23 protein-coding genes are annotated in these 20,748 nt (G+C 72.7%); 8 read left to right on the top strand and 15 right to left on the bottom strand.

The genetic code is table 11. The features are described from left to right. Positions 1 to 15 precede the first annotated feature (15 nt). The gene (locus tag J2X64_RS17165; RefSeq protein ID WP_310157088.1) at positions 16 to 1,449 is read right to left on the bottom strand and encodes an HNH endonuclease; all 1,434 of its coding nucleotides are present in this window, start codon (positions 1,447 to 1,449) and stop codon (positions 16 to 18) included. Between the two features lie 142 nt (positions 1,450 to 1,591). Here J2X64_RS17165 and J2X64_RS17160 point away from each other — a divergent pair, with 142 nt between their 5' ends. After that, a complete protein-coding gene (locus tag J2X64_RS17160) occupies positions 1,592 to 2,068 on the top strand; it encodes a GNAT family protein (protein ID WP_310157086.1) in 477 nt (158 codons plus the stop codon). Position 2,069: 1 nt separating this feature from the next. Here the strand turns inward: J2X64_RS17160 and J2X64_RS17155 are convergent, their stop codons facing one another. Continuing rightward, entirely contained in the window at positions 2,070 to 2,870 is an 801-nt protein-coding gene (locus tag J2X64_RS17155) for a hypothetical protein (protein ID WP_310157084.1), read from the bottom strand. A gap of 32 nt (positions 2,871 to 2,902) precedes the next feature. Here J2X64_RS17155 and J2X64_RS17150 point away from each other — a divergent pair, with 32 nt between their 5' ends. From J2X64_RS17150 to J2X64_RS17125, 6 genes are all read left to right on the top strand, one after another. Beyond that, positions 2,903 to 3,721: an ABC transporter ATP-binding protein gene (locus J2X64_RS17150; RefSeq protein WP_310157082.1), complete on the top strand. Its 819-nt coding sequence runs from the start codon at positions 2,903 to 2,905 to the stop codon at positions 3,719 to 3,721. A 76-nt stretch (positions 3,722 to 3,797) separates the two neighbouring features. Further along, positions 3,798 to 4,277, top strand: a complete 480-nt coding sequence (locus J2X64_RS17145; RefSeq protein ID WP_310157081.1) for an NfeD family protein — start codon at positions 3,798 to 3,800, stop codon at positions 4,275 to 4,277. Positions 4,278 to 4,280: 3 nt separating this feature from the next. After that, the gene (locus J2X64_RS17140) at positions 4,281 to 5,507 is read left to right on the top strand and encodes an SPFH domain-containing protein (protein ID WP_310157079.1); all 1,227 of its coding nucleotides are present in this window, start codon (positions 4,281 to 4,283) and stop codon (positions 5,505 to 5,507) included. 135 nt (positions 5,508 to 5,642) lie between these two features. Further along, positions 5,643 to 6,416 carry a sulfite exporter TauE/SafE family protein gene (locus J2X64_RS17135; RefSeq protein WP_310157077.1) on the top strand — a complete coding sequence of 258 codons (774 nt, stop codon included), beginning with the start codon at positions 5,643 to 5,645 and terminating at the stop codon, positions 6,414 to 6,416. A 39-nt stretch (positions 6,417 to 6,455) separates the two neighbouring features. After that, positions 6,456 to 7,175, top strand: a complete 720-nt coding sequence (locus J2X64_RS17130; protein ID WP_310157075.1) for a TSUP family transporter — start codon at positions 6,456 to 6,458, stop codon at positions 7,173 to 7,175. Positions 7,176 to 7,184: 9 nt separating this feature from the next. Continuing rightward, complete coding sequence (locus J2X64_RS17125) at positions 7,185 to 8,009, top strand: RNA methyltransferase (RefSeq protein WP_310157073.1); 825 nt, start codon at positions 7,185 to 7,187, stop codon at positions 8,007 to 8,009. A gap of 35 nt (positions 8,010 to 8,044) precedes the next feature. Here J2X64_RS17125 and J2X64_RS17120 read toward each other — a convergent pair whose 3' ends face one another. The 12 genes from J2X64_RS17120 to J2X64_RS17065 form a co-directional block, all read right to left on the bottom strand. Further along, the gene (locus tag J2X64_RS17120; protein WP_310157072.1) at positions 8,045 to 9,460 is read right to left on the bottom strand and encodes an ABC transporter substrate-binding protein; all 1,416 of its coding nucleotides are present in this window, start codon (positions 9,458 to 9,460) and stop codon (positions 8,045 to 8,047) included. A 49-nt stretch (positions 9,461 to 9,509) separates the two neighbouring features. Then, positions 9,510 to 10,337, bottom strand: coding sequence for a carbohydrate ABC transporter permease (locus tag J2X64_RS17115; protein WP_310157070.1), 828 nt, complete (start codon positions 10,335 to 10,337; stop codon positions 9,510 to 9,512). After that, a complete protein-coding gene (locus J2X64_RS17110) occupies positions 10,334 to 11,242 on the bottom strand; it encodes a sugar ABC transporter permease (protein ID WP_310157069.1) in 909 nt (302 codons plus the stop codon). Before J2X64_RS17110 ends, J2X64_RS17115 begins: the two co-directional genes overlap by 4 nt. 95 nt (positions 11,243 to 11,337) lie before the next feature. Then, positions 11,338 to 11,718, bottom strand: a complete 381-nt coding sequence (locus J2X64_RS17105) for a DUF3037 domain-containing protein (RefSeq protein ID WP_310157067.1) — start codon at positions 11,716 to 11,718, stop codon at positions 11,338 to 11,340. After that, complete coding sequence (locus tag J2X64_RS17100; RefSeq protein WP_310157065.1) at positions 11,715 to 12,482, bottom strand: HipA family kinase; 768 nt, start codon at positions 12,480 to 12,482, stop codon at positions 11,715 to 11,717. Before J2X64_RS17100 ends, J2X64_RS17105 begins: the two co-directional genes overlap by 4 nt. Positions 12,483 to 12,530: 48 nt before the next feature. After that, the gene (locus J2X64_RS17095; RefSeq protein WP_397444075.1) at positions 12,531 to 13,745 is read right to left on the bottom strand and encodes an MFS transporter; all 1,215 of its coding nucleotides are present in this window, start codon (positions 13,743 to 13,745) and stop codon (positions 12,531 to 12,533) included. Positions 13,746 to 13,752: 7 nt separating this feature from the next. After that, positions 13,753 to 14,217 (bottom strand): MarR family transcriptional regulator, encoded by a 465-nt coding sequence (locus tag J2X64_RS17090; protein WP_310157061.1) that lies wholly within the window; start codon positions 14,215 to 14,217, stop codon positions 13,753 to 13,755. Between the two features lie 94 nt (positions 14,218 to 14,311). Further along, positions 14,312 to 15,847 (bottom strand): ATP-dependent DNA ligase, encoded by a 1,536-nt coding sequence (locus tag J2X64_RS17085; RefSeq protein WP_310157057.1) that lies wholly within the window; start codon positions 15,845 to 15,847, stop codon positions 14,312 to 14,314. 65 nt (positions 15,848 to 15,912) lie between these two features. Then, on the bottom strand, positions 15,913 to 17,034 hold the full coding sequence (ald, locus tag J2X64_RS17080; RefSeq protein WP_310157055.1) for an alanine dehydrogenase: 1,122 nt from the start codon (positions 17,032 to 17,034) through the stop codon (positions 15,913 to 15,915). 124 nt (positions 17,035 to 17,158) lie between these two features. Beyond that, the gene (locus J2X64_RS17075; protein ID WP_310157050.1) at positions 17,159 to 17,341 is read right to left on the bottom strand and encodes a hypothetical protein; all 183 of its coding nucleotides are present in this window, start codon (positions 17,339 to 17,341) and stop codon (positions 17,159 to 17,161) included. Positions 17,342 to 17,455: 114 nt separating this feature from the next. Next, complete coding sequence (locus tag J2X64_RS17070; RefSeq protein WP_310157048.1) at positions 17,456 to 18,079, bottom strand: DUF2231 domain-containing protein; 624 nt, start codon at positions 18,077 to 18,079, stop codon at positions 17,456 to 17,458. A 40-nt stretch (positions 18,080 to 18,119) separates the two neighbouring features. After that, positions 18,120 to 18,650, bottom strand: coding sequence for a flavodoxin/nitric oxide synthase (locus J2X64_RS17065; protein ID WP_310157046.1), 531 nt, complete (start codon positions 18,648 to 18,650; stop codon positions 18,120 to 18,122). Between the two features lie 145 nt (positions 18,651 to 18,795). On the opposite strand from J2X64_RS17065, the gene J2X64_RS17060 reads away from it, so the two are divergent. Then, positions 18,796 to 19,734 (top strand): universal stress protein, encoded by a 939-nt coding sequence (locus J2X64_RS17060; RefSeq protein WP_310157043.1) that lies wholly within the window; start codon positions 18,796 to 18,798, stop codon positions 19,732 to 19,734. Between the two features lie 55 nt (positions 19,735 to 19,789). Here J2X64_RS17060 and J2X64_RS17055 read toward each other — a convergent pair whose 3' ends face one another. After that, positions 19,790 to 20,695 carry a universal stress protein gene (locus J2X64_RS17055; RefSeq protein WP_310157041.1) on the bottom strand — a complete coding sequence of 302 codons (906 nt, stop codon included), beginning with the start codon at positions 20,693 to 20,695 and terminating at the stop codon, positions 19,790 to 19,792. Positions 20,696 to 20,748: the final 53 nt, after the last annotated feature.

Raw genomic sequence — 20,748 nt, 5'->3', positions numbered from 1 at the left:
GGCCCGGCGGATGACTCAGTGAGTTGGTGTGGTCCCGACCGCACGAGGTTGCACCGGTGCACGCGATCGTTCGGGTGCGAGCTGGCTGTCCGGGAGGAGCTCGAGGTCCTGCCAGCGCACCGCCTCGCCGGTCGGGGGCCGGTAGGCATCACGAGGGACCGGTGGGTCGCCGCCCGGTGGCGGTCTGGTGTCGACGGGCCGCGGTGGCCGGATGCGTATGCCGTACCGGTTGGTGGCGACGAGCCCGTCCGGTCGCGTCGGGTCGCCGGTCAGGCTGAAGTCGCCCCGGTCGAGCGCGTCGTGGTGGTGCGGGCACAGGCTGACCTGGTTGCCCTCGTCGGTGGCGCCGCCGTCGGCCCAGGCCCGGACGTGGTGGATCTCGACGAACCGGGTGGCCCCGCACCCGGGGAACCGGCAGCCGCGGTCACGGTCCTCGACCAGCCGGCGCGTCCGCTCGGGCAGGATGCGCATGCCGCGGCCCACGGAGACCGGCCGGCCCTCGGTCTCCCACACGGGCTGGACGATCCCGTCGCTGACGAACCGCCCCAGCAGCCGCAGCGGGATGGCGTGGCCGCCCGAGGCCCAAGCGCCGTCGGTCGAGAGGTGCAGGTAGACGCGGTAGTGCGACGCGCGGCTGGTGGAGGCGATCGATGCCAGGGACCGGTTGGCCAGCTCCTCCAGCGCATCGGCATACGTCGGGTGTCCGGCACGACGGTCGTCGGTCGGCCGGACACGGCCACGCTGGACGGAGGTGCCGACCGCGTCCGCCGGCTCGTCCAGGGCCGCCGCGTCGCGGGTCCGGGTGAAGAGCGCGTCCTTGGCCTCCTTGATGGCCTGCTCGACGAGCGCACCGACCGTGGCGGGGGCCGAGTACCGCAGGTGGAACCGGCCGTCGGCGTCGTAGTGCATGGCGAGCTCTGGCCTGGCGCACGCTCGGCGCTCCGGTGCCGACTGCCCGGCCAACGAGTCACGGACCATGCTGAGCCGACTGTCGGCCGGCGGGTCCTGGGCCTCGGCCGGCATCCCGCCGGGCTGGTCGAAGGCGTGCGGCGCAGCCATCCGGCGCAGCTGCGGCACGGTGGCGTGCCGCGCCAGGCGGGTCATCTGCTCCTGGTGCGTGGACGGTACGCGCCTGGCCACGACGGCGACCTGGTCGAGCGAGAGCTCACCGGCACCCAGCGCCTGCACTGCTGCTGGGAGCTCCTCGCTGCGACGCGCGACGCGCACCACATCGGCCGCGTGTTCGGGAGAGAGGCCGGCCCGCACCACGAGGTAGTGCTCCGGCGACCGGAACCCACCGTCACCCCAGTGCCGGTCGTCGATGAGCTCTCGGGCGACCTCGACGAGCTCCGACTGCGCCCGGTTGAGCCTCCCGGCCACCTGCGCCGTGCGCGCCCACAGCTCACGCTGCCGGGCGTCCCGGACCAGTGCGAGCGGGGTGGGTGACATATCCCCATCGTACACCTGTTCGAACGCCCTGGGAAGGTTCTCCACCGCGAATGTGATTGCCGCCCAATGGAATTCGCGGCGGAGCCGTTCCTCCAACACCGTCGCCGGGCAGCGGTCGGGGACCCGGGTGCACAATCGGCGCATGCACTTCCGCCCGGCCACCGACGCCGATCTCGACGAGCTCGTCACGGTGCAGGCCGAGGCCTCGGTGGCCGCCCTGGCCGACGTCTTCCCGCAGGCGACGCACCCCTTCCCGCACGCGGAGATCCGGGAGCGGTGGCAGGCAGAGCTCGCCGACCCGGACGTCGCCGCCTACGTCAGCTCCGGCAGCTCCGGCAGCGCCGGCCGCGTCACGGGCTTCGCCGCCCGCCGACGCGACGAGCTCCTCCACTTCGGGACCGCGATCGACACATGGGGAACGGGACTGGCCGGCGACCTGCTCGAGGCGCTGGTCGACACCTACCCGCCGGGCACCGACCGCATCTGGCTCACCGTCTTCGAGCGGAACCCGAGGGCCCGCCGGTTCTGGGAGAAGAACGGCTGGGCGCCCACCGGACGCTCGTCACGCACCCAGTACCCGCCACACCCCGTCCTGCTCGAGTACGAGCTCCTCCGGTAGGTCAGGCCGGGCGCCAGCCGGCGATCACCGCACAGGCCGCGTTGGTGGCGTCGGCGAGCGTCCGGTCGGCGCTGCGCTGCAGCCGCAGCAGCAGGGCATGGCGCCGCCCGGCATCCGTGGCCGTCAGCGCGCCGTCACCCGCAGCAAGCGCCACGTCGACGATCTGGCCCACCGTCCCCGCGAGCGCGATGACCCGTGCCGCGCGTCCCGGCATACCGGACGGCAGCCCCCAGGCCCCGCCCAGCGCGGCGTCGGCGAGGTCACGGGCGGCGGAGCCGGCGAACGGCTGGCCGCCCACCGCGTCGAACGCCTCGGTGGCGGTGAGCAGCTCCTCGCGCAGGTGGCGCTCGAGCTGGGAGGTGTCGAGCGCCTCGACCCGGTGCCGTGGCACCGGCGCACTGTCGTATGCCGTCCAGTCGACCCTGGTCCCCGTGTCCAGCCCGTCGCGGGCACGGCCCTGGGCACCACCCGCGGCGGCCGTCGTGTCCGCGCCGTAGGTCGACACCGTCGGGACCAGCATCCCGCCGATGCCCGGCACGAAGACGCACTCACCGGCGGCCGCTGCCGCCCCCTGCGCCTCCGCCGGCGCCTTCGGCACGCCCGTCAGGTCGCCCGCGGCGGGCAGCGCCACGAGCAGCGCCTGCTCCCCGAGGTCGCGCCAGAGCGAGAGCCGGTCGAGGTCACCGGCGACGTGGTCGACGTCCGGGGTGGCCAGGCGCATCGCGTCCTCGAGCCGGCCGCCGGTCGACGACACGTGCGTCGTCCACAACGCGAGGCGCACGGAAGCGGGTAGCTCGGGCATCCAGCCATGCTAAGCCGATAGGGTCGCGAGCCATGAGTGACGTCCTGGAGTTCGCCGGCGTCAGCGTCGTCCGTGGTTCGACCGTGCTGCTCGACGACATCACCTGGGAGGTCGAGGAGGGCCAGCGCTGGGTGGTGCTCGGCCCCAACGGCGCAGGCAAGACGACGCTCCTGCAGCTCGCCGCCGGCCGGATGCACCCGACCAGCGGCGTCGCCGGCGTCCTCGGCGAGGTCCTCGGTGCCGTCGACGTCTTCGAGCTCCGGCCCCGGATCGGCCTCGCGTCGGCCGCGCTGGCCGAGCGGATCCCCGCCCATGAGGCGGTCCACAACGTCGTCGTCACCGCCTCGTACGGTGTCGTCGGCCGCTGGCGCGAGGACTACGACACCCTCGACCACGTCCGGGCCTCCGAGCTGCTGGGCGCGCTGGGGGCCGAGCACCTCGCCGACCGCACCTTCGGCACCCTGTCGGAGGGCGAGCGCAAGCGCGTGCAGATCGCCCGCGCACTGATGACCGACCCCGAGCTCATGCTCCTCGACGAGCCGGCTGCCGGACTCGACCTCGGAGGCCGCGAGGACCTCGTCCGGCGGCTGGGTGAGCTGGCCGCCGACCTCGAGGCGCCGGCCCTCGTCCTGGTGACCCACCACGTCGAGGAGATCCCGCCGAACTTCACCGACGTGCTCCTGCTGCGCGAGGGCCGGATCGTCGCCCAGGGACCGGTCGAGATCACCCTGACCGCGGAGAACCTGTCGGAGACGTTCGGCATGCCGCTGGAGCTGGAGAAGCGCGGGGAGCGGTTTGCCGCGCGGCTGCGCACCGGCGCGGGAACGACCGGAGCGGCCGGAGCGTCCTAGGGTTTGGGAACCGGTTGCAGGTGCCGGTTTCCGCGTGCGCGCACGCTGAGCGCACTGGGTCGTCAGGAGGGGACGGATGAACTGGATCGGTGACAGCCCGTGGCTCGCGTGGCTGGGCGTGGCGCTGGTGCTGGGGGCCATCGAGGCCGCGACCGTGGACTTCGTCTTCGTGATGCTGGCCGCCGGGGCGCTCGCCTCGGCGGTCGCCGCTGCGATGGGTGCAGGCTTCGCCCTTCAGATCGTCGTCGGCATCATCGTCGCCGTCGTGCTGCTGGTCGTCGTGCGGCCGTTCCTCAAGCGCAAGTTCAACGAGAACTACGCGGCCGACACCATCGGGGCGCGCGGCCTCGTCGGCCGCACGGCATTCGTGCTCCAGACGGTGACCGACACCGAGGGGCGCGTGAAGCTCGGCGGCGAGACGTGGTCCGCCAGGGTCGCGGACGCGGCCGACCGGATCGCACCGGGTGAACAGGTGCGCGTGGTGTCGATCCAGGGGGCGACCGCCTTCGTGGACCGGGTGTCCGACCAGCACGTGTCGGACAAGACAGGGGAGTGACCGATGGACTTCAGTGCAGGCTTCATCGTCCTGGTGCTGCTGATCGTCTTCGCGGCGATCGTCATCATCAGGACGGTCCGGATCGTGCCGCAGCAGACGGCCCTGATCATCGAACGGCTGGGGCGCTACTCGCGCACCCTCGAGGGTGGCATCCACTTCCTCGTGCCGTTCGTCGACAAGGTGCGGGCCAACGTCGACCTCCGTGAGCAGGTCGTGTCGTTCCCACCACAGCCGGTGATCACGAGCGACAACCTCGTCGTCAACATCGACACGGTCATCTACTACTCGGTCATCGACGCCAAGTCCGCCGTCTACGAGATCGCCAACTTCATCCAGGGCATCGAGCAGCTCACCGTCACCACGCTCCGCAACGTCATCGGCTCGCTCGACCTCGAGCAGACGCTGACCAGCCGTGACCAGATCAACGCCCAGCTGCGCGGCGTCCTCGACGAGGCGACCGGCAAGTGGGGCATCCGCGTCAACCGCGTCGAGCTCAAGGCGATCGACCCGCCCATGTCGGTCCAGGAGTCGATGGAGAAGCAGATGAAGGCCGAGCGGGAGCGGCGCGCGCAGATCCTGTATGCCGAGGGCACCAAGCAGTCCGCGATCCTCACCGCCGAGGGCGAGAAGCAGAGCCAGATCCTGAGAGCCGAGGGCTCGGCCCAGGCCCGGATCCTCGAGGCACAGGGTCAGGCCCGCGCGATCCAGCAGGTCTTCGACGCGATCCACCGCGGCAAGCCGACGCAGAAGCTGCTCGCCTACCAGTACCTCCAGGTGCTGCCGCAGATCGCCCGCGGCGACTCCAACAAGATGTGGATCATCCCCAGCGAGCTCACCGACGCCCTGCGCGGCATCGGCGGCGCGCTCGGCGCCCCCGACAAGGGCAACGGCCCGGACGGCGGCGGCGAGGACGAGTGGGTGGATCCAGGCCAGCTCCAGGACGCGTTCGACGAGACCGTGCTTGAGGACCCCATGCAGGCCCTCGCCGAGGCGCGCGGCCTCGCCGGGAAGGCCAGCCAGGAGGCGACCGAGCACGCCGCGCCCGTCCAGCGAGTGCAGCCGCCGATCGGGCGACCGGCGGACGCCGTGCCCGAGCGTGAGCCCGGCGCCGCTCCCGGTGCCGCTCCTGACTCCGCACTGGACCCGGCGCCCGCCGCGGACCTCCCCGCGGCGCCGCCCGTGCCCCCGGGCCCGCCCCCGGTGGAGGGCACGGAGCCGCCGCGCGCCTGAGGCGCCTGCCCGACCCGGTCCGTGTGCCGTGTGCCGCCCCTCGACCTCGTGTCGGGCGGGCGGCACACCGCTGTGCGGGTGGCCACATGGGGGACACCGTGTCCGGTTCGTCCCCCTGGTGGCTAGGGTGGCGCGGTGTCCGCCTTCGAAGCCCTCGGCATCCTCCTCGCGGGCATGGCTGCCGGCACCATCAACACGGTCGTCGGGTCCGGCACGCTGGTGACCTTCCCGACCCTGCTGTTCTTCGGCTACCCGCCCGTGGTCGCCAACGTCTCCAACACGGTCGGACTTGTCGCGGGTGGCGTCACCGGCGTCCACGGCTACCGCCACGAGCTGCGCGGTGCCGGCGGGACGTTGCGCCGACTGGCCCCCGCCTCGTTCATCGGCGGCGTGGTCGGCGCGGTGCTCCTGCTCGTCCTGCCGGCCAAGGCGTTCCAGGCCATCGTGCCGGTGCTCATCCTGCTCGGCCTCGTGCTCGTGGTCCTCGGCCCCCGGCTGCAGGCCCGCGCGCTGGCCCGGCACGAGGCCGGTGTCCCGCCGGCGTCCTGGCACGGAGCGGCGCTCGTGGGCGGCACGTTCGTCGCGGGCGTCTACGGTGGCTACTTCGGCGCCGCCCAGGGCGTCATCCTCATGGGCATCATGAGCGCCCTGTCGACCGAGCCGATCCAGCGCCTCAACGGCTACAAGAACGTCCTCGCGACGATCGTCAACGCCGTCGCGGCGATCACCTTCATGCTCGTGGCGTGGGACCGGATCAGCTGGCTCGCCGCCCTGCTCGTGGGTGTCGGCGCGTTCATCGGTGGCATCATCGGCGCGCGTGTCGGGCGACGGCTCCCGCCCCTCGTCCTGCGGTCGTTCATCGTCCTGGTCGGCGTCGTCGGGATCGTCAAGATCGTCTGGTTCAGCTGATGGGCGCGCGGTGAGGCCGACGTTCGGGCGGGGCGCCTGATGGACTGGCTTCCCGTGCTGCTCCTCGGCCTCGCCCTCTTCGCGGGCGCGTTCGTGCAGTCCTCAATCGGGTTCGGGATGGCCGTGGTCGCGGCACCCTTCGTCGTGCTGGTCGCCCCCGAGCTGATGCCGGGGAGCCTGCTCGTAACCAGCTTCGCCCTGCCGGTGGTCCAGCTGTCCCACGGCGTGCGTGACATCGCCTGGCGCCCCTTGGGCTGGGCGCTTGGCGCGCGGCTGCTGCTGACGCCGCTCGGTGTGCTGCTCGTGGCCACCCTCTCTGTCCGGGCGATCTCCGTGGTGGTGGGCGTGCTGATCCTCGTCACGGTCGCGGCGTCCGTGTCGCGGCTCGACGTGCGCGCGACCCGCCCCAACGCGGCGATGGCCGGCGCCGTGGCGGGCGTGTCCGGGACGGCGGCCTCGATCGGCGGCCCGTTCCTCGCGCTCGTCCTGCAGCACGAGCGGCCGGAGCGGCTGCGCTCCACCCTCGCGGCGTTCTTCCTCGTGGGGACCGGGATGGCCATCGGTGGCCTCCTCGTCGCGGGCGAGTTCACGTGGCACCAGCTCGTGTCCGGGCTCGTCTGGCTGCCGTTCCTGGGCCTCGGGTATGCCGCGGCAGCGCCGGCCCGCGCCCGCCTGGACCGCGACCGGCTGCGCCGCATCGTCCTCGTCTTCTGCCTGGTGGCGGGCGCCAGTGTCATCGTCCGCGCGCTGGTGTCCTAGCCTGCCTGCGTGCCGACCGAGATCCTCCGTGCCGACGACGAGCGGCTCGCCGACTACGTCGCCCTGACCGACGTGGCCCTGCGGCGACGCACCGAGCCGGAGCGGGGCCTGTACATCGCGGAGTCCGAGAAGGTCATCCGGCGGGCACTCGCCGTGGGGCACCGCCCGCGCAGCTTCCTCATGGCGAGGCGGTGGCTCACGGACCTCGCCGACGTCGTCGAGCGGGCCGAGGCCGACGGGGTGCCGGTCTTCGTGGGGGAGCACGACGTCATCGAGCAGCTCACCGGGTTCCACCTGCACCGGGGTGCCCTCGCGGCCATGCAGCGGCCGGAGCTCCCCACGCCGGCGTCCCTGCTGCAGGGCGCGCGACGTGTGCTCGTCCTCGAGGACGTCGTCGACCACACCAACGTCGGTGCCGTGTTCCGCTCGGCCGCGGCGCTGGGCGTCGACGCGGTCCTCGTCACGCCGCGGTGCGCGGACCCGCTGTACCGCAGGTCGATCCGCGTCTCCATGGGGACGGTCTTCCAGGTGCCGTGGACGCGGATCGAGCCGTGGCCGGCCGGCATCGCCGACCTGCAGCGGCACGGCTTCACCGTCGCGACGCTCGCCCTCGCGGACGACGCAGTCTCGCTCGACGAGCTGGCGGCGGACCCGCCCGAGCGCCTCGCCCTGGTGCTGGGCACCGAGGGTGACGGCCTGTCGCACCACACGCTCGCCGCGGCCGACCTCACCGTGACCATCCCGATGGCCGGGGGAGTGGACTCCCTGAACGTGGCTGCGGCGGGAGCCGTGGCCGCGTGGGCCCTGCGCCCGCCGCAGCGGGACGGTTCCTGACCGGTCACCCGTGGGGACGACCGGTCAGGCGCCGGTCACTTCGTGGAGTCGTTGTACGTCTTGGCCTGCGCCGCGACCGCGTCGGCGGCCTTGGTCATGGCCGCCTTGGGGTCGGCGCCGTTGAGGGCGGACTCCAGGCCGTCCTCGGAGGCCTTGCGCGCCTGCGGCATGACGCCGAGCAGGCAACCCTGGGTCGCAGTGGTCAGCTTGGTGGAGTCGAGCTGCTGCACCGCGACGTCGAACAGCGGGTTCGCCTTGCGGTACTCGACGTCGACCGGCTGGTTCAGCGCGCCCTTGGAGTTCGGGAAGTACCCGGTGCCCGTGTGCCAGGTCGCCTGGCTCTTGGGGCTGCTCAGGAACTTCACGAACTGCCAGGCGGCCTCCTTGTTGGCGTCCTTGTGGTTGACGCCGTTGATCCACAGCGAGGCGCCGCCGATGATCGGCCCACCGGTCTCGCCGGCCTTGACGTGCGGGTAGTTGGTCGCGCCGAGCTCCCAGCCGCCGGCCTTGGCGGCCTGGCTGTACCCGCCGAGCTGGCCCGTGGACTCGAGGTTCATCGCGACCTGGCCCGACTTGAACGCCGCCTGGGCGGCCTTGGTGTCGCGGCCCGTGTTGGCGGCCAGGCCGTCCTTGACCATCTTCTGCCACCACGACACGACCGCGAGGTCGGTGTCGGAGGCGAGGTTGACGCTGGTTGCCCGGCCGGTGCGGCCGTTGCCGTTGTTGCAGTACTCCTGGCCGCTGGTGGCCATGAACTGCTCGAGCAGCCACCCGTAGATCGCGGCGCCGAAGCCGTAGTCGGCCGGGCCGCCGTTCTTCTTCGACAGCTTCTCCGCGGCTGCGCGGATCTCGTCGAGGTTCGTCGGCGGCTTGTTCGGGTCGAGGCCGGCCTTCGTGAAGAGCGACTTGTTGATGTACAGCAGCGGCATCGACGTGTTGAACGGCATCGAGTTCAGCTTCTTGTCGACCGAGTAGTAGCCGGTGATGTTCGGCTGCAGGTCGGAGACGTCGAGCTTGTCGCGGTCGATGAACGACTGCATCGGCACCGTCTGCTTGGCGTCGATCATGAACTGCGTGCCGATGTCGTAGATCTGGATGACGTCGGGCGTGGACTTGCTCTGGATCGCGGCCTTGTACTTGGTGATCGCGTCGTCGTACTTGCCCGCGTAGGTCGCCTTCACCTCGATCTTGCCCTTGTTCTGGTCGTTGAACTCCTTGACCAGCTGGGTGAGGACCTCGGCGTTCTTGCCGTCCATCGCGTGCCAGAACGACACGGTCGTGACGCCCTTGGCGGCCTTGAGGACGTCCGCCTTCGGGGCGCCGGCGCCGTCGGAGGAGGAACCGTTGCCCCCGCCACAGGCGGCAAGGACCAGGGACGTCGCGAGCACGCCAGCGGGCACGGCATACCGGAGCCCCCTGGGTCGCGTCGTGGCTGTCTTGCTTCTCAACACGTCGACCACTCCTTGTTGTCTGCGTGACCGTGCGCCACGTGGCGGCGCACTACTTGACTGCACCCGCGGTGAGCCCGCGGACGATGAACCGCTGCCCGAAGATGACGAGCAGCAGGGTCGGGAAGAGGGCGAGCATCACACCCGCGAGCACCATGCCGGGGCTGTCGCTGTCGGACGACTGCAGCTGGCTGATGCCGATCTGGATGGTCTGGTGACGCGGGTCCTCCGTCGCCAGCAGGGGCCAGAAGTACATGTTCCAGGCCGACAGGGCCGACCAGATGCCCAGCGCGGCGAGGCTCGGCCGGCTCAGCGGAGTGAGGATCGAGACCAGGAAGCGCAGGTGACCGGCGCCGTCGACCCGGGCGGCGTCGCGCAGCTCGGTAGGGAAGGACAGGAACGACTGCCGCATCAGGAAGGTCCCGAAGCCGGTCGCGAGGAACGGCAGGGTCAGGCCGGCGACGGTGTCCTTGAGCCCCAGGCTCGAGATCAGCAGGTAGTTGGGGATGATGATCGACTCGAAGGGGATCATCATCGTCGACAGGAACACCCCGAACCAGAACCCGCGCCGGCGCAGCGGCAGGAACACGAAGGCGTACGCGGCGAGCACGCTCGTGACGAGCTGGCCGAGGGTGATCCCGATCGTCTGCAGGACGCTGGTGAGGTACTGGCTGCCCAGCGGGATGATGTCCAGGGCTTTGCCGTAGTTGTCGGGGTGCAGTCCGTGGACCGGCCACAGCGCCGGCGGGAAGCTGTTGGTGTCGCGCTCGCCCATGACCGACCCGACCAGCCCGTAGTAGACCGGGAACAGCAGGACGACGATCATCAGCGCCAGGACGACGTAGGTGGGCCACGCAGTGGCCCGGCGGCCGGTCCTCATCGGTAGAACACCTTCCGCTCGAGCACGCCGAACTGCAGCGCGGTGATGACCAGCACGACGAGGAGCAGCACCATCGCCTGCGCCGACGCGTACCCATAGTTGGAGTTGTTGTTGGCGAACGCCTGCTCGTAGATCGAGTACACGAGCGTGGTGGTCCGGCCCTCTGGACCGCCGACGGTGAGGATCTTGATCTGCCCGAAGCTCTGCAGCGAGTGGATCGTGCCGACGACGACGAGGAAGAACAGCTGCGGGGTGATCAGCGGCATGATGATCGAGCGCTGCAGCCGCAGCCCCGAGGCACCGTCGAGGCGGGCGGCCTCGATGACGTCGTCGGGCAGGGCGCCGAGGCCGGCCGAGATGACGAGCAGGTTGTAGCCGACCTGCATCCAGACCGTGGCAGCGGACACCGACCAGAGCGCGAGGTCGGGGTCGGTGAGCCAGTGCACCTTGTCGACGCCGACGTGCGACAGCAGCCCGTTGAGGACACCGCTGGCCGGGTTGTAGAGGACGCCGAAGATGACCGAGGCGGTCGCGACGGAGAACGCGAACGGCAGCGCGAAGGCGGTGCGGAAGAAGCGGACGCCACGGATCCTGCTCTGCAGCAGCAGCCCGAGGAACAGCGCGATCGCGATGCTCGGCAGGACGGTGAGGACCGTGAAGGCGAAGGTCACCCACAGGACCTTGAGGAAGTCCTCGTCCGAGAAGAGCTTGGAGTAGTTGACGAAGCCGACGAAGCCGCTGGGGTTGCCGAGGATGTCGGTGCCCTGGACGGACAGCAGCACCGACTTGACCAGCGGCCAGAAGATGAAGACGCCGAAGACGGCCAGGGCGGGCAGCAGGTAGGCCAGCGCCAGCCACGAGCCCCTGCCCCGGCCCTTCCCGGCGGCAGTGGTGGGGACGGTCATGGCGCGACCCTATAGTCCGAGTTGGGGCTTTGTTGCCCACCAGTCCCGTGTCGTGTGGTTTTGCTCCCGGTGCTCGGTTTGCCCGGCTGTCCGGGTCAGACGACGAGGCGGTCCAGCAGTGCCTGCAGGGTCCCGGCCGGGTCGGTCGTGAGGCCGCCGTGGACGGGGCCGGGCTGCACGACGGTGCTGCGCGGTGCGCTCAGCCAGCCGAACCGGCGCCCCAGGCCGCCGAGCGACGGCAGGCCGCCGCCGGTCTCGCCGCGGCAGACCCGGCACACGGTGTCGAGGGACGCCCCGACGGCGCCGAGGTCGAGGCCCGGAGCGAAGGCCCGGAGGCGGTCCTCGTCCAGGCGCCACGCGGCCTCGAGGTAGTCGGCGGACTGGCTGTAGACGACGACGCCGACGTTGACGAACTCCTCGCGCTGGACCTCGGGGACGCAGCGCAGGACGACGTACTGGTAGCCGACGGGGGTCATGCCACACCTCCCGGGAGCCAGGCCGCGGGGTTCGCCACGCGGGCGAGCAGGTGCTCGCGGTATGCCGTGCGGACGGCGTGGGCGTCGTCCAGCCCGGGCGCCGGTTCCAGCCACTCGTCGGGGACGGCCGCCGTCACGTCGCGCAGCAGCGCGTCGGTGACCTGCGGGGCGAGCCGCTCGTGGGCCGCCCCCACGTCGGACGCGACGTCCCGCAGGACGTGCTGGTCGGCGTCGTAGGCCTGGGTGGCGAAGCGGGCGGGGTCGGCGCCGCGACTCGGCCAGCCGTGGTGGAAGTACAGGGCGGCACCGTGGTCGATCAGCCACGGCTCGCGGTGCCACACCAGCAGGTTCGGGTTGCTCCAGGTGCGGTCGACGTTCGCCGTGAGGGCGTCGAGCCACAGGATGTCCGCGGCGGTGTCCGCTGCCGGCGGCCGCGACCCGTCGTAGCCGAAGGAGCCGGGGAGGAAGTCGACCCCGAGGTTGTGCCCGAGGCTCGCCGTGAGAAGGTCCTGGACCTCCTCGTCGGCCTCGTACTTGGCGATCGGGGCCTGCAGGTCCACGACGGCCAAGCGCGGCACCCGCATACCGAGCGCCCGCGCCAGCTCACCGACGAGGACCTCGGCGACGAGGACCTTGAGCCCCTGACCCGCGCCGCGGAACTTCAGGACGTAGGTGCCGAGGTCGTCCGCCTCGACGATCCCGGGCAGCGAGCCACCCTCCCGCAGGGGGGTGACGTACCGCGTCGCGGTGATGAGCTCGAGCACGGCGCCAGCCTAGGGTGCGTGGCGCCGTGCCCGATGTGGCAGGTCGGCTCAGCTGTCGCCGACGGTGACGGCCTCCGCCTCGAGCGGGCTGTCTACAGGCTCGGCACCGTGGCCGGGCTGCGCGTCGACGACCCTGAGGTAGGGCAGGGCGGTCAGCAGCACGAGGACCGCGAGGACCACGGCCCCGGCGCCGATCCAGAACGGGACGTTGGCCGCCCGCTCGCCGATCTTTCCGGCGAGCCAGGGGGCGACGGCGCCGCCGCCGAACCGCACGAAGCTGTAGGCCGCGGACGCGACGCCGCGCTCGACCGGCGACACCTTCATGACCGTCTCGGTGATGAGCGTGTTGTTCACGCCGAGGAACGCGCCGGCGAGGATGACGCCGACGACCAGCACGGGCTTGTGCTCGGTCCCGAGGGCCATGCCGGCCAGCACGAGGGCGAAGCCGAGCAGCGCGCCGACCACGCCGGGCACGGTGCCGAAGCGGCGCTGCAGCCGGGGGGCGACGAAGACCGAGGTGAAGGCGAGCAGCACGCCCCAGCCGAAGAAGATGAGGCCGACCTGGTGGGCGCCCATCGCCAGCGGGAACGGCGTCCACGCCAGCAGGGTGAAGAAGCCGAAGTTGTAGAGCAGTGCGGTGATGCCGACGGTCAGGAGGCCACGGTGGCCGAGGGCGCGCAGCGGGGCGCTGATGCTGCTGCGCTTCGCCGGGGCCGGCGTCGGCGGGAGCGTCGCGAGGATGGCGACCAGGGCGATGAGCATGAGGCCGGAGACGCCCCAGAAGGGCCAGCGCCACGAGTGGCCGCCCAGCCAGCCGCCGAGGAGGGGTCCGGTCGCGATGCCGACGCCGAGCGCGGCCTCGTAGAGGATGATCGCCTGGCCCACGGAGCCGCGAGCCGCGTTGACGATGGTGGCGAGGGCCGTCGCGATGAACAGGGCGTTGCCCAGGCCCCAGACGGCGCGGAAGGCCACGATGCCGTTGACGCTGTCCTGCGCCCCGGCGAGGCCGGCGCCGACGATGATGATGAGCAGCCCGATGAGGAGCGTGCGCTTGGCACCCGCGCGGCTGGAGACCCAGCCGGTGCCGAGCATGGCGACGCCCATGACGGCCATGTAGCTCGTGAAGAGCAGCGAGACCTGGGACGCGCTCGCGCCGAGGTCGTCGGCGATGGGCTTGAGGATGGGGTCGACGAGGCCGATGCCCATGAACGCGATGACGCAGGCGAAGGCCACGGACCAGACTGTCTTGGGTTGACGCCACATGACGGGGTCAGGCTTCCTCTCGGGTGGGGGCGGGGGAGTGGTGCGGGGTGGCCGCGCGGGCCAGCAGGTCCTCGAGCACGACGACGGCGTCGCGCAGGCGGGCGAGCTCGACCTCGTCGAGCGCGCCGAGGGTCGGGGCGAGGACTGCGGCCCGGGCCCGGCGCACCTCGGCCAGTGCCTCGTGGCCGGCCGGCGTGATCGAGACCAGCGTGGCGCGCGCGTCGGAGGGGTCCGGGTCGCGCCGCGCCCAGCCCTGCGCCTCGAGGCGGTGGACCCCGGCGGTGGTGGTGGGCTGGCTGCTGTGGTCGATCTCGGCCAGCTCGCTGACCCGGCACGGACCCCACTCGTCGAGCAGGGACAGCAGCCGGGCCTGGGCGACCGGGATCTCGAACGAGGCGTACCGCGACGCCCACCGCGTCAACCGCGCTGCGGCACGCAGCACGTCGTTGCCGGGGTCGTCTTGGTTGCTCACGCCAACCACTTTACATAGGGAACCTATGCAATGTCGAATCACCTGTGGGAGTGGCCGTCGGGCACGGCGGGTCCAGCCGTGGGTACGGGAGGGCTCAGCCGCGCAGGGCACGGACCGTGTCGACGGTGTCGGCCTCCTCGGCCGTCTTGTCGTCGCGGTACCGCAGGACCCGGGCGAACCGCAGCGCCATGCCGCCGGGGTAGCGCGAGGAGGTCTGGATGCCGTCGAACGCGATCTCGACGACCTGCTCGGGCCGCACCGGCACGACCCAGCCGTCGGTGCCGTCGGTGGCCAGCTCGGTGAAGCGCTCCGTCTGCCACTGCAGCATCTCGTCGGTCATGCCCTTGAACGTCTTGCCGAGCATGACGAAGCCGCCGGTCTCCGGGTCGCGGGCGCCGAGGTGGATGTTGGAGAGCCAGCCCTTGCGCCGGCCGCTGCCCCACTCGACCGCCAGCACGACGAGGTCGAGCGTGTGCCGCGGCTTGACCTTGACCCAGCCGGCGCCGCGCCGGCCGGCGGCGTAGGGGGCGTCGGGCGACTTGAGCACGACACCCTCGTGGCCCTCGGAGACGAGGCGGGTGAAGAACTCCCGAGCCTCCTCGTCGGACGCCGCCAGCACCCGCGGCACCAGCGTCCCGGGCGGCACGAGGCCGGCCAGCCGTTCGAGCCGCTGGGTGGCCGGAAGGTCGAGCAGGTCCTCCCCGTCGACGTGGAGCAGGTCGAAGAAGTACGACGACACCGGGACCTGCGCCCTCAGCGTCTCCACGCTCGTGCTGCTCATCGTGCGCGACGCCGTCTCCTGGAACGGTCGCGGACGGCCCCGCTCGTCCAGGGCGATGGCCTCACCGTCGACGACGACGCGCGCGGCGGGCAGGGCCCGCACCACCTCGACCACCTCGGGCAGCCGGTCGGTGATGTCGTCGAGCGAGCGGGTGAACAGCCGCACGTCGTCGCCGTCCTTGTGCGCCTGCAGCCGTATGCCGTCGAGCTTGCCGTCGACGAACGCGCACCCGTCCGCACCGGCGACCTGCTCCCACCCCGCGTCGACGTCGGGGGCCGACGCCGCCAGCATCGGCCGCACCGGGCGCCCGACTTCCAGGCCGATCTCCTCGAGCGCCGGCACGCCGCCGGACAGCGCCGCGACGGCGACCGGCGCGGCATACCCGGCGAGCATGGTGGCGCGGCGCACGGCGGCCTCGGGCACCTCGGCGGCCGAGGCGATGGCCTGGAGCATGACGCCGTCGAGGGCGCCCTGACGGACCTGACCGGTGATGAGCGCGCGGAGGTACTCCTGCTCGGCGGCGGTGAGGCGGCCGAACAGCTCGGCCACGGCAGCTCGGCGCCGGGCCGCGGAGCCGCTGCCCGACACGGACGCCAGGCTGCTGAGGGCGGCGTCGACCTCGCCGACCGTCGCCGTCGCCTCGGCCGCGGGCTCGGGCAGGTCGGTCAGGCCGCGCCAGCTGACGCCCACCCGTCGCTGCGGCAGGACACCGGAGAGGTAGGCGGCGACGGTGCCGGCCTCCTGCGGGCCGGCCGCGCGCAGCGCGTCCGCGACCGCAGCGGTCTTGGCCAGCCGCGACCGGGTGGCGGCAGCGGCGGCGGAGGCGGCGACGACGTCGGCGAGCAGCACGGACCGAGGCTAACCGCGGTCACCGACACCCGCCGGGCAGCGCGGGTGGGTGCTGCTCAGGGCAGTCAGGCCTTGCCGAGGATCGTCTCCAGCTCGACGGACTCGAGGCCGTGGGCGTCCCCGACCGGGCCGTTCGTGACCGCGCCGTCGTGGGTGTTCAGGCCGAGCGCCAGCGGGTGGTTGTCGCGCAGGGCGTCGCGCCAGCCCCGGTTCGCCAGCTCCACGGCATACGGGAGGGTCACGTTGGTGAGGGCGTAGGTGCTGGTGTGCGGCACGGCGCCGGGCATGTTGGCCACGCAGTAGAAGACCGAGCTGTGCACCTCGTACGTCGGGTCGTCGTGCGTCGTGGGGCGCGAGTCCTCGAAGCAGCCGCCCTGGTCGATCGAGATGTCGACGAGGACCGAGCCCGGCTTCATCCGGGAGACCTGCTCGTTGGTGACGAGCTTCGGTGCCTTGGCGCCCGGCACGAGCACGGCGCCGATGACCAGGTCGGCGTCGCTGATGGCGCGCTCGATCTCGTACGTGTTGGAGGCGACCGTCTGGCAGTGGCCCTGGTAGACGAAGTCGGCGTGGCGCAGCTTGGCGATGTCGCGGTCGAGCAGCAGCACCTCGGCCTGCATGCCGAGCGCGATGGCGGCGGCGTTCATGCCGGAGACGCCGGCGCCGATGACGACGACCTTGGCGGCGTAGACGCCGCTGACGCCGCCCATGAGGACGCCACGGCCGCCCTGGGCCCGCATGAGGGTGTGCGCGCCGACCTGCGGTGCGAGGCGGCCCGCGACCTCGGACATCGGCGCCAGCAGGGGGAGGGTGCGGTCGGGCAGCTCGACGGTCTCGTAGGCGATGCCGGTGACCTTGCGGCGCAGCAGCTCCTCGGTGAGCGGCTTGTCGGCGGCGAGGTGGAGGTAGGTGAAGAGCGTCTGCCCCTCGCGCATCCGCGCGTACTCCTGCTCGATCGGCTCCTTCACCTTGAGGACGAGGTCGCCGGTCTCCCAGACCTTGTCCGCGGTGTCGAGGATCGTGGCGCCGGCGGCGACGTAGTCCTCGTCGAGGATCGAGGAGCCGACCCCGGCCTCCTGCTCGACGTACACCTCGTGCCCGTGCCGCACGAGCTCATGGACCCCCGAGGGCGTGATGGCCACGCGGAACTCGTTGTTCTTGACCTCGCGGGGAATGCCGACCTTCATCGAGCTGCCTCCTGGATCGCGGTGGACCTCGAACAATGCAGGACGCGGGACGATCTGCCAACCACCGAAGGGAGGACGGGAGGACGACCGGGGCCGGGGGCCGGCCGGTCGGGAGTGCCCGCCGTCAGGAGGTGATGGTGCCCGAGTGCAGCAGGGCGCCCACGAGGGCGGTCCGCCACGGCAGCGGGGGACGGTCAGGGGTGCGGCACGACGCGCTGCCACAGTCGCAGACCCAGATCCATCCCCGAGCGCCGCGCAGGACCCGAGGGTGGTGGCCCTGGCCGCGGTGCAGAGTTCGTGTGCTCACGGACATCGACGCTAGGACGGTGGAGCACCGACGTTCCGCGGACGCGCCGCAGGTCGGCCGACCTCGGGCCGGAAATGGTCCGAACGGGTGACCATGGGGTGAAGTCGGGCGGTGTCAGGGTGCCGTCGGGCGCCTCAGCTGCGGCCCGACCCCGTCGACCTCGTATGCCGCGTCGCGGCTGCCGACCTTGCGCGCGGTCGCGAGGTGGCCGCCGAGGTAGGCACCGACGGTCGCGACCGACGTGGCCGCGAGGCCGGTGGCCACACCCGCCTTCTGGCGCCCACTGCGGCGCAGTCCCCACGACACGGCATACAGGGCGGTCGCGGCGGCGTTGGCGGTCGCGTGGACGGCGCCCACCCGCCGCTCCGGGTCGCTCGTCTCGCGCCACTCGGCCAGGCCGGTCACGGCCGTCGGCAGGGCGCTGAGCACGCCCCAGCCCACGAGGGCGCGACTCGCGTCGTCGGAACGGCCACGGCGCAGCAGGTCGAGGCTGGCGGAGGAGGTCCAGAACCCGATCGCCAGGTCGGTGAGCACGGGGTGGACGGCGTGCCCCGAGCCCCGGCCGAGCAGCAGGCCGCGCTGCGGCTCGCGGCCCAGCGGACCGGAGAGCGAGCCGAGGAGGCCCGCGATGGGGTCGGCACCGTCCCACGACTCGAGCCGCTGCAGGGCGCGAACGAGGGGAGGGGCGGTGCCGACGGTCGTGGGGGTGGCGTCCGGCAGGGGTGCTCGCATCGTCATGCCGGGGCCGTACCCACCGCAGCGGTGGGCGACACCCCGCTCAGCCCACAGGCCTGCCCAGACCGGGTCCGACGACGGTGCTGAGCGACCGGCCCCAGGTCCGTGCCCGGTCGAGCTCGCTGTCGACCAGAGGGCCCTGGGTACCCGTCACCCAGAACGAGACGGGGCGCGTCGCCACGCTGCCGTGCTGGCGCCGGACCAGGGCCGCCGCACGCCGTGCTGCCGAGCCGGGGACCCGCGGACGGTTGACCCGCGTGTCGAAGAAGGCGAAGGGCGGGGTGTGCCGCTCGTCCGCGAGCGACTCCAGCCACTCGCGTATGCCGCGGTTGCTGACGAGCTCCCCGTCGCCGAGCTGGCGCTGGGCGTCGGCCCGGGTCGAGGGCCGGCTCAGCCCGAACGCGTGCGTCGGGCCACCCACCACGAGCAGGTCCACGCCGATGAGGTCGGGCGGCACGGCGTCGACGGGGTACTGCTCGACCCAGGCCCAGTCCCGCAGCCCCTCGGCCACCGCGCCGGCCACCGCCCTGGTGTTGCCGAACATCGACTCGTACACGACCCACACCGTGACCATCACTGCCTCCCGAGAGCTGTGCCTGCCCTGACCATGCTGGGCGGCACGGCGGCACCGGCCGAGGGCACAAGGTCCCCCGGGACGCCGACGCCGGCAGGGACCAACGACCCGGGCGCCGGTGGCGCGCCGCAGGGATCGTGGGGGCATGCGCAGCGGGAGCACCGTCGACGAGGCTGTTCCGGCGCCGGTCGTCGTGGGCTACGACGGCTCGGCCGCCAGCCGACGGGCCGTGCGGTGGGCGGCGCACGAGGCGGCGGCTCGGGGGACCGGGCTGCGCGTGGTCGTCGCCGCCGACGACCCGGGTGTGCCCGGCGTGCGCCGGACCGCCACCCGGCTGGCACCCCTGCGGCTCGGGGACGGCCACGAGGCGATGTCCGAGGCCGTGGCGCTCGCGGAGTCCTGCCAGCCCGGCGTGACCCGCGGTGGCGTGGTCCGCCGTGGCCAGCCCGGCGGCGTGCTCGTGGACCAGTCGCACACGGCCCAGCTCGTCGTGGTCGGGTGCCGCGGACGCATCGCGCTGCCCGCCTCGGAGTCCTCCACGTCCCTCATCACGGCCTCGCGGGCCGCGTGTCCGGTCGTGGTCGTGCGGGGCCGTGTCGACACGCCGCGGCTGGACCCCGTCGTGGTGGGGGTCAGGGTAGGCGACCCCGTGCCGTCCACCGTGTCCTGCGCGGTGGACGTGGCCCGTCGCGCGGGTTCCCCGCTGGTGCTCGCCTGCGGCTGGTCGGCCGACGCGGGCAGCCTGAGCCGGGTGCCCCGACCCGTCCCGGACCGCTCGGGCGCCCTGGCCACGGTCGTCCGCGACGTCCAGGACCACGCCGGCCGGTCGGTCGAGCGCGCGGCCGAGCTGGCCCACAGACTCGCACCGGGGCTGTCGGTGCGGACCGAGGTCCTCGACACCCGGGCCGAGCGCGCGCTCGAGGGCCTGTCGTGGGGAGCGAGCGTGCTCGTGGTCGGCCGCGGTGGCACGGGCCCGTTCCCGGGCCTGCCCCTCGGGCGGGTGACCCGGTCGGCGCTGGAGCACGCGGGCTGCCCGGTGGTGGTCGTGCCCCCGGACGTTCCAGTGGAGGACGTCCGCGCCTGATCTGCTGCGCGCTGGGCCGTGGGGTGCTGCGCTCGGCGCCAGCCGCGCTCGGGAATCAGCTCCCGGGCTGCCCGTCGTCGGACCCGTGCTCGTCGTCCCTGCCGGTGGAGGGGACCACGAGCAGCGGGCAGGGTGCCAGGTGGAGCAGCCGCGTGCCCACCGAGCCCAGCAGCAGGCCGGTGAAGCCGCCGCGTCCGCGGCTCCCGACCACGAGCAGCTGGGCCTCGCGGGCCTCGTCGCACAGGACCGGTACGGCCTGGCCGCGTACGAGCCGCGGGCGCACCTCGACATCGGGGTAGCGCTCGCGCCACCCGCCGAGCATCTCCGACAGGACGACGTGCTGGGCATCGGCCAGCTCGCCCCAGTCACCGGCCCACTCCGGCTCCGTGGCCAGGGGGTCCGGAGGCTCCCACCACCAGGCGTGGACCGCGACGAGGGGGACCCCCCGCTCCGACGCCTCGGTGAACGCCGCCTCCAGGGCCGGCTCCGCGTGCGGGTCGGGGTCGACCCCGACGACCACGAGCCCCCGCGAGGGCGGTGGAGTGTCCCGCGGGACGACGAGCACCGGGCAGCGTGCGTGGGCGGCCACCTGGTGGGTCGTCGCCCCCAGCACGGCCGCCGTGAGGGGGCGGAGCCGACCGGCACCCAGGACCACGCGATAGGCGTCGAGGCTCGCAGCGACGAGGGCGGATGCCGCGCCGTCGACGACCGTCTCCGCGGTGACCTCCCGGGGGACCTGCTCCTGGAGGCCCGCGCGGACCTCCTCGAGACGACGGGCCTGGGGCTCGAGCCGGTCCGGCGACCACGGCACGACACCGGGGCCGGTCGCGTTGACCAGGTGGAGCCGCCTGCCGGTGCGCCGGGCCAGCTCCGCCGCCGCGTCCAGGACCTCAGCCGGCGGGTGGTCGGCGTCGACCCCGACGACGACGCTTCCCGGTGGCACCGTGGGGGTGCTCGACATGGGCGGCCTCCTTCGTCGGGTCCAGCGTGGCCGAGCCGGTACGGGGACCCGCA

The organism is Phycicoccus sp. 3266, from assembly GCF_031456495.1.
Classification (GTDB): domain Bacteria; phylum Actinomycetota; class Actinomycetes; order Actinomycetales; family Dermatophilaceae; genus Pedococcus.
This window is presented reverse-complemented; position numbering and strand designations above follow the sequence as displayed.

Excerpts from the sequence above, each read along its gene's own strand:
- J2X64_RS17110 (WP_310157069.1), bottom strand. The coding sequence starts at position 11,242 with ATGACCGTCCCCACCACTGCCGCCGGGAAGGGCCGGGGCAGGGGCTCG.
- J2X64_RS17115 (WP_310157070.1), bottom strand. The coding sequence starts at position 10,337 with ATGAGGACCGGCCGCCGGGCCACTGCGTGGCCCACCTACGTCGTCCTG.
- J2X64_RS17155 (WP_310157084.1), bottom strand. The coding sequence starts at position 2,870 with ATGCCCGAGCTACCCGCTTCCGTGCGCCTCGCGTTGTGGACGACGCAC.
- J2X64_RS17140 (WP_310157079.1), top strand. The coding sequence starts at position 4,281 with ATGGACTTCAGTGCAGGCTTCATCGTCCTGGTGCTGCTGATCGTCTTC.
- J2X64_RS17145 (WP_310157081.1), top strand. The coding sequence starts at position 3,798 with ATGAACTGGATCGGTGACAGCCCGTGGCTCGCGTGGCTGGGCGTGGCG.
- ald (WP_310157055.1), bottom strand. The coding sequence starts at position 17,034 with ATGAAGGTCGGCATTCCCCGCGAGGTCAAGAACAACGAGTTCCGCGTG.
- J2X64_RS17055 (WP_310157041.1), bottom strand. The coding sequence starts at position 20,695 with ATGTCGAGCACCCCCACGGTGCCACCGGGAAGCGTCGTCGTCGGGGTC.
- J2X64_RS17070 (WP_310157048.1), bottom strand. The coding sequence starts at position 18,079 with ATGACGATGCGAGCACCCCTGCCGGACGCCACCCCCACGACCGTCGGC.
- J2X64_RS17130 (WP_310157075.1), top strand. The coding sequence starts at position 6,456 with ATGGACTGGCTTCCCGTGCTGCTCCTCGGCCTCGCCCTCTTCGCGGGC.
- J2X64_RS17150 (WP_310157082.1), top strand. The coding sequence starts at position 2,903 with ATGAGTGACGTCCTGGAGTTCGCCGGCGTCAGCGTCGTCCGTGGTTCG.
- J2X64_RS17160 (WP_310157086.1), top strand. The coding sequence starts at position 1,592 with ATGCACTTCCGCCCGGCCACCGACGCCGATCTCGACGAGCTCGTCACG.
- J2X64_RS17065 (WP_310157046.1), bottom strand. The coding sequence starts at position 18,650 with ATGGTCACGGTGTGGGTCGTGTACGAGTCGATGTTCGGCAACACCAGG.
- J2X64_RS17060 (WP_310157043.1), top strand. The coding sequence starts at position 18,796 with ATGCGCAGCGGGAGCACCGTCGACGAGGCTGTTCCGGCGCCGGTCGTC.
- J2X64_RS17105 (WP_310157067.1), bottom strand. The coding sequence starts at position 11,718 with ATGACCCCCGTCGGCTACCAGTACGTCGTCCTGCGCTGCGTCCCCGAG.
- J2X64_RS17095 (WP_397444075.1), bottom strand. The coding sequence starts at position 13,745 with ATGTGGCGTCAACCCAAGACAGTCTGGTCCGTGGCCTTCGCCTGCGTC.
- J2X64_RS17165 (WP_310157088.1), bottom strand. The coding sequence starts at position 1,449 with ATGTCACCCACCCCGCTCGCACTGGTCCGGGACGCCCGGCAGCGTGAG.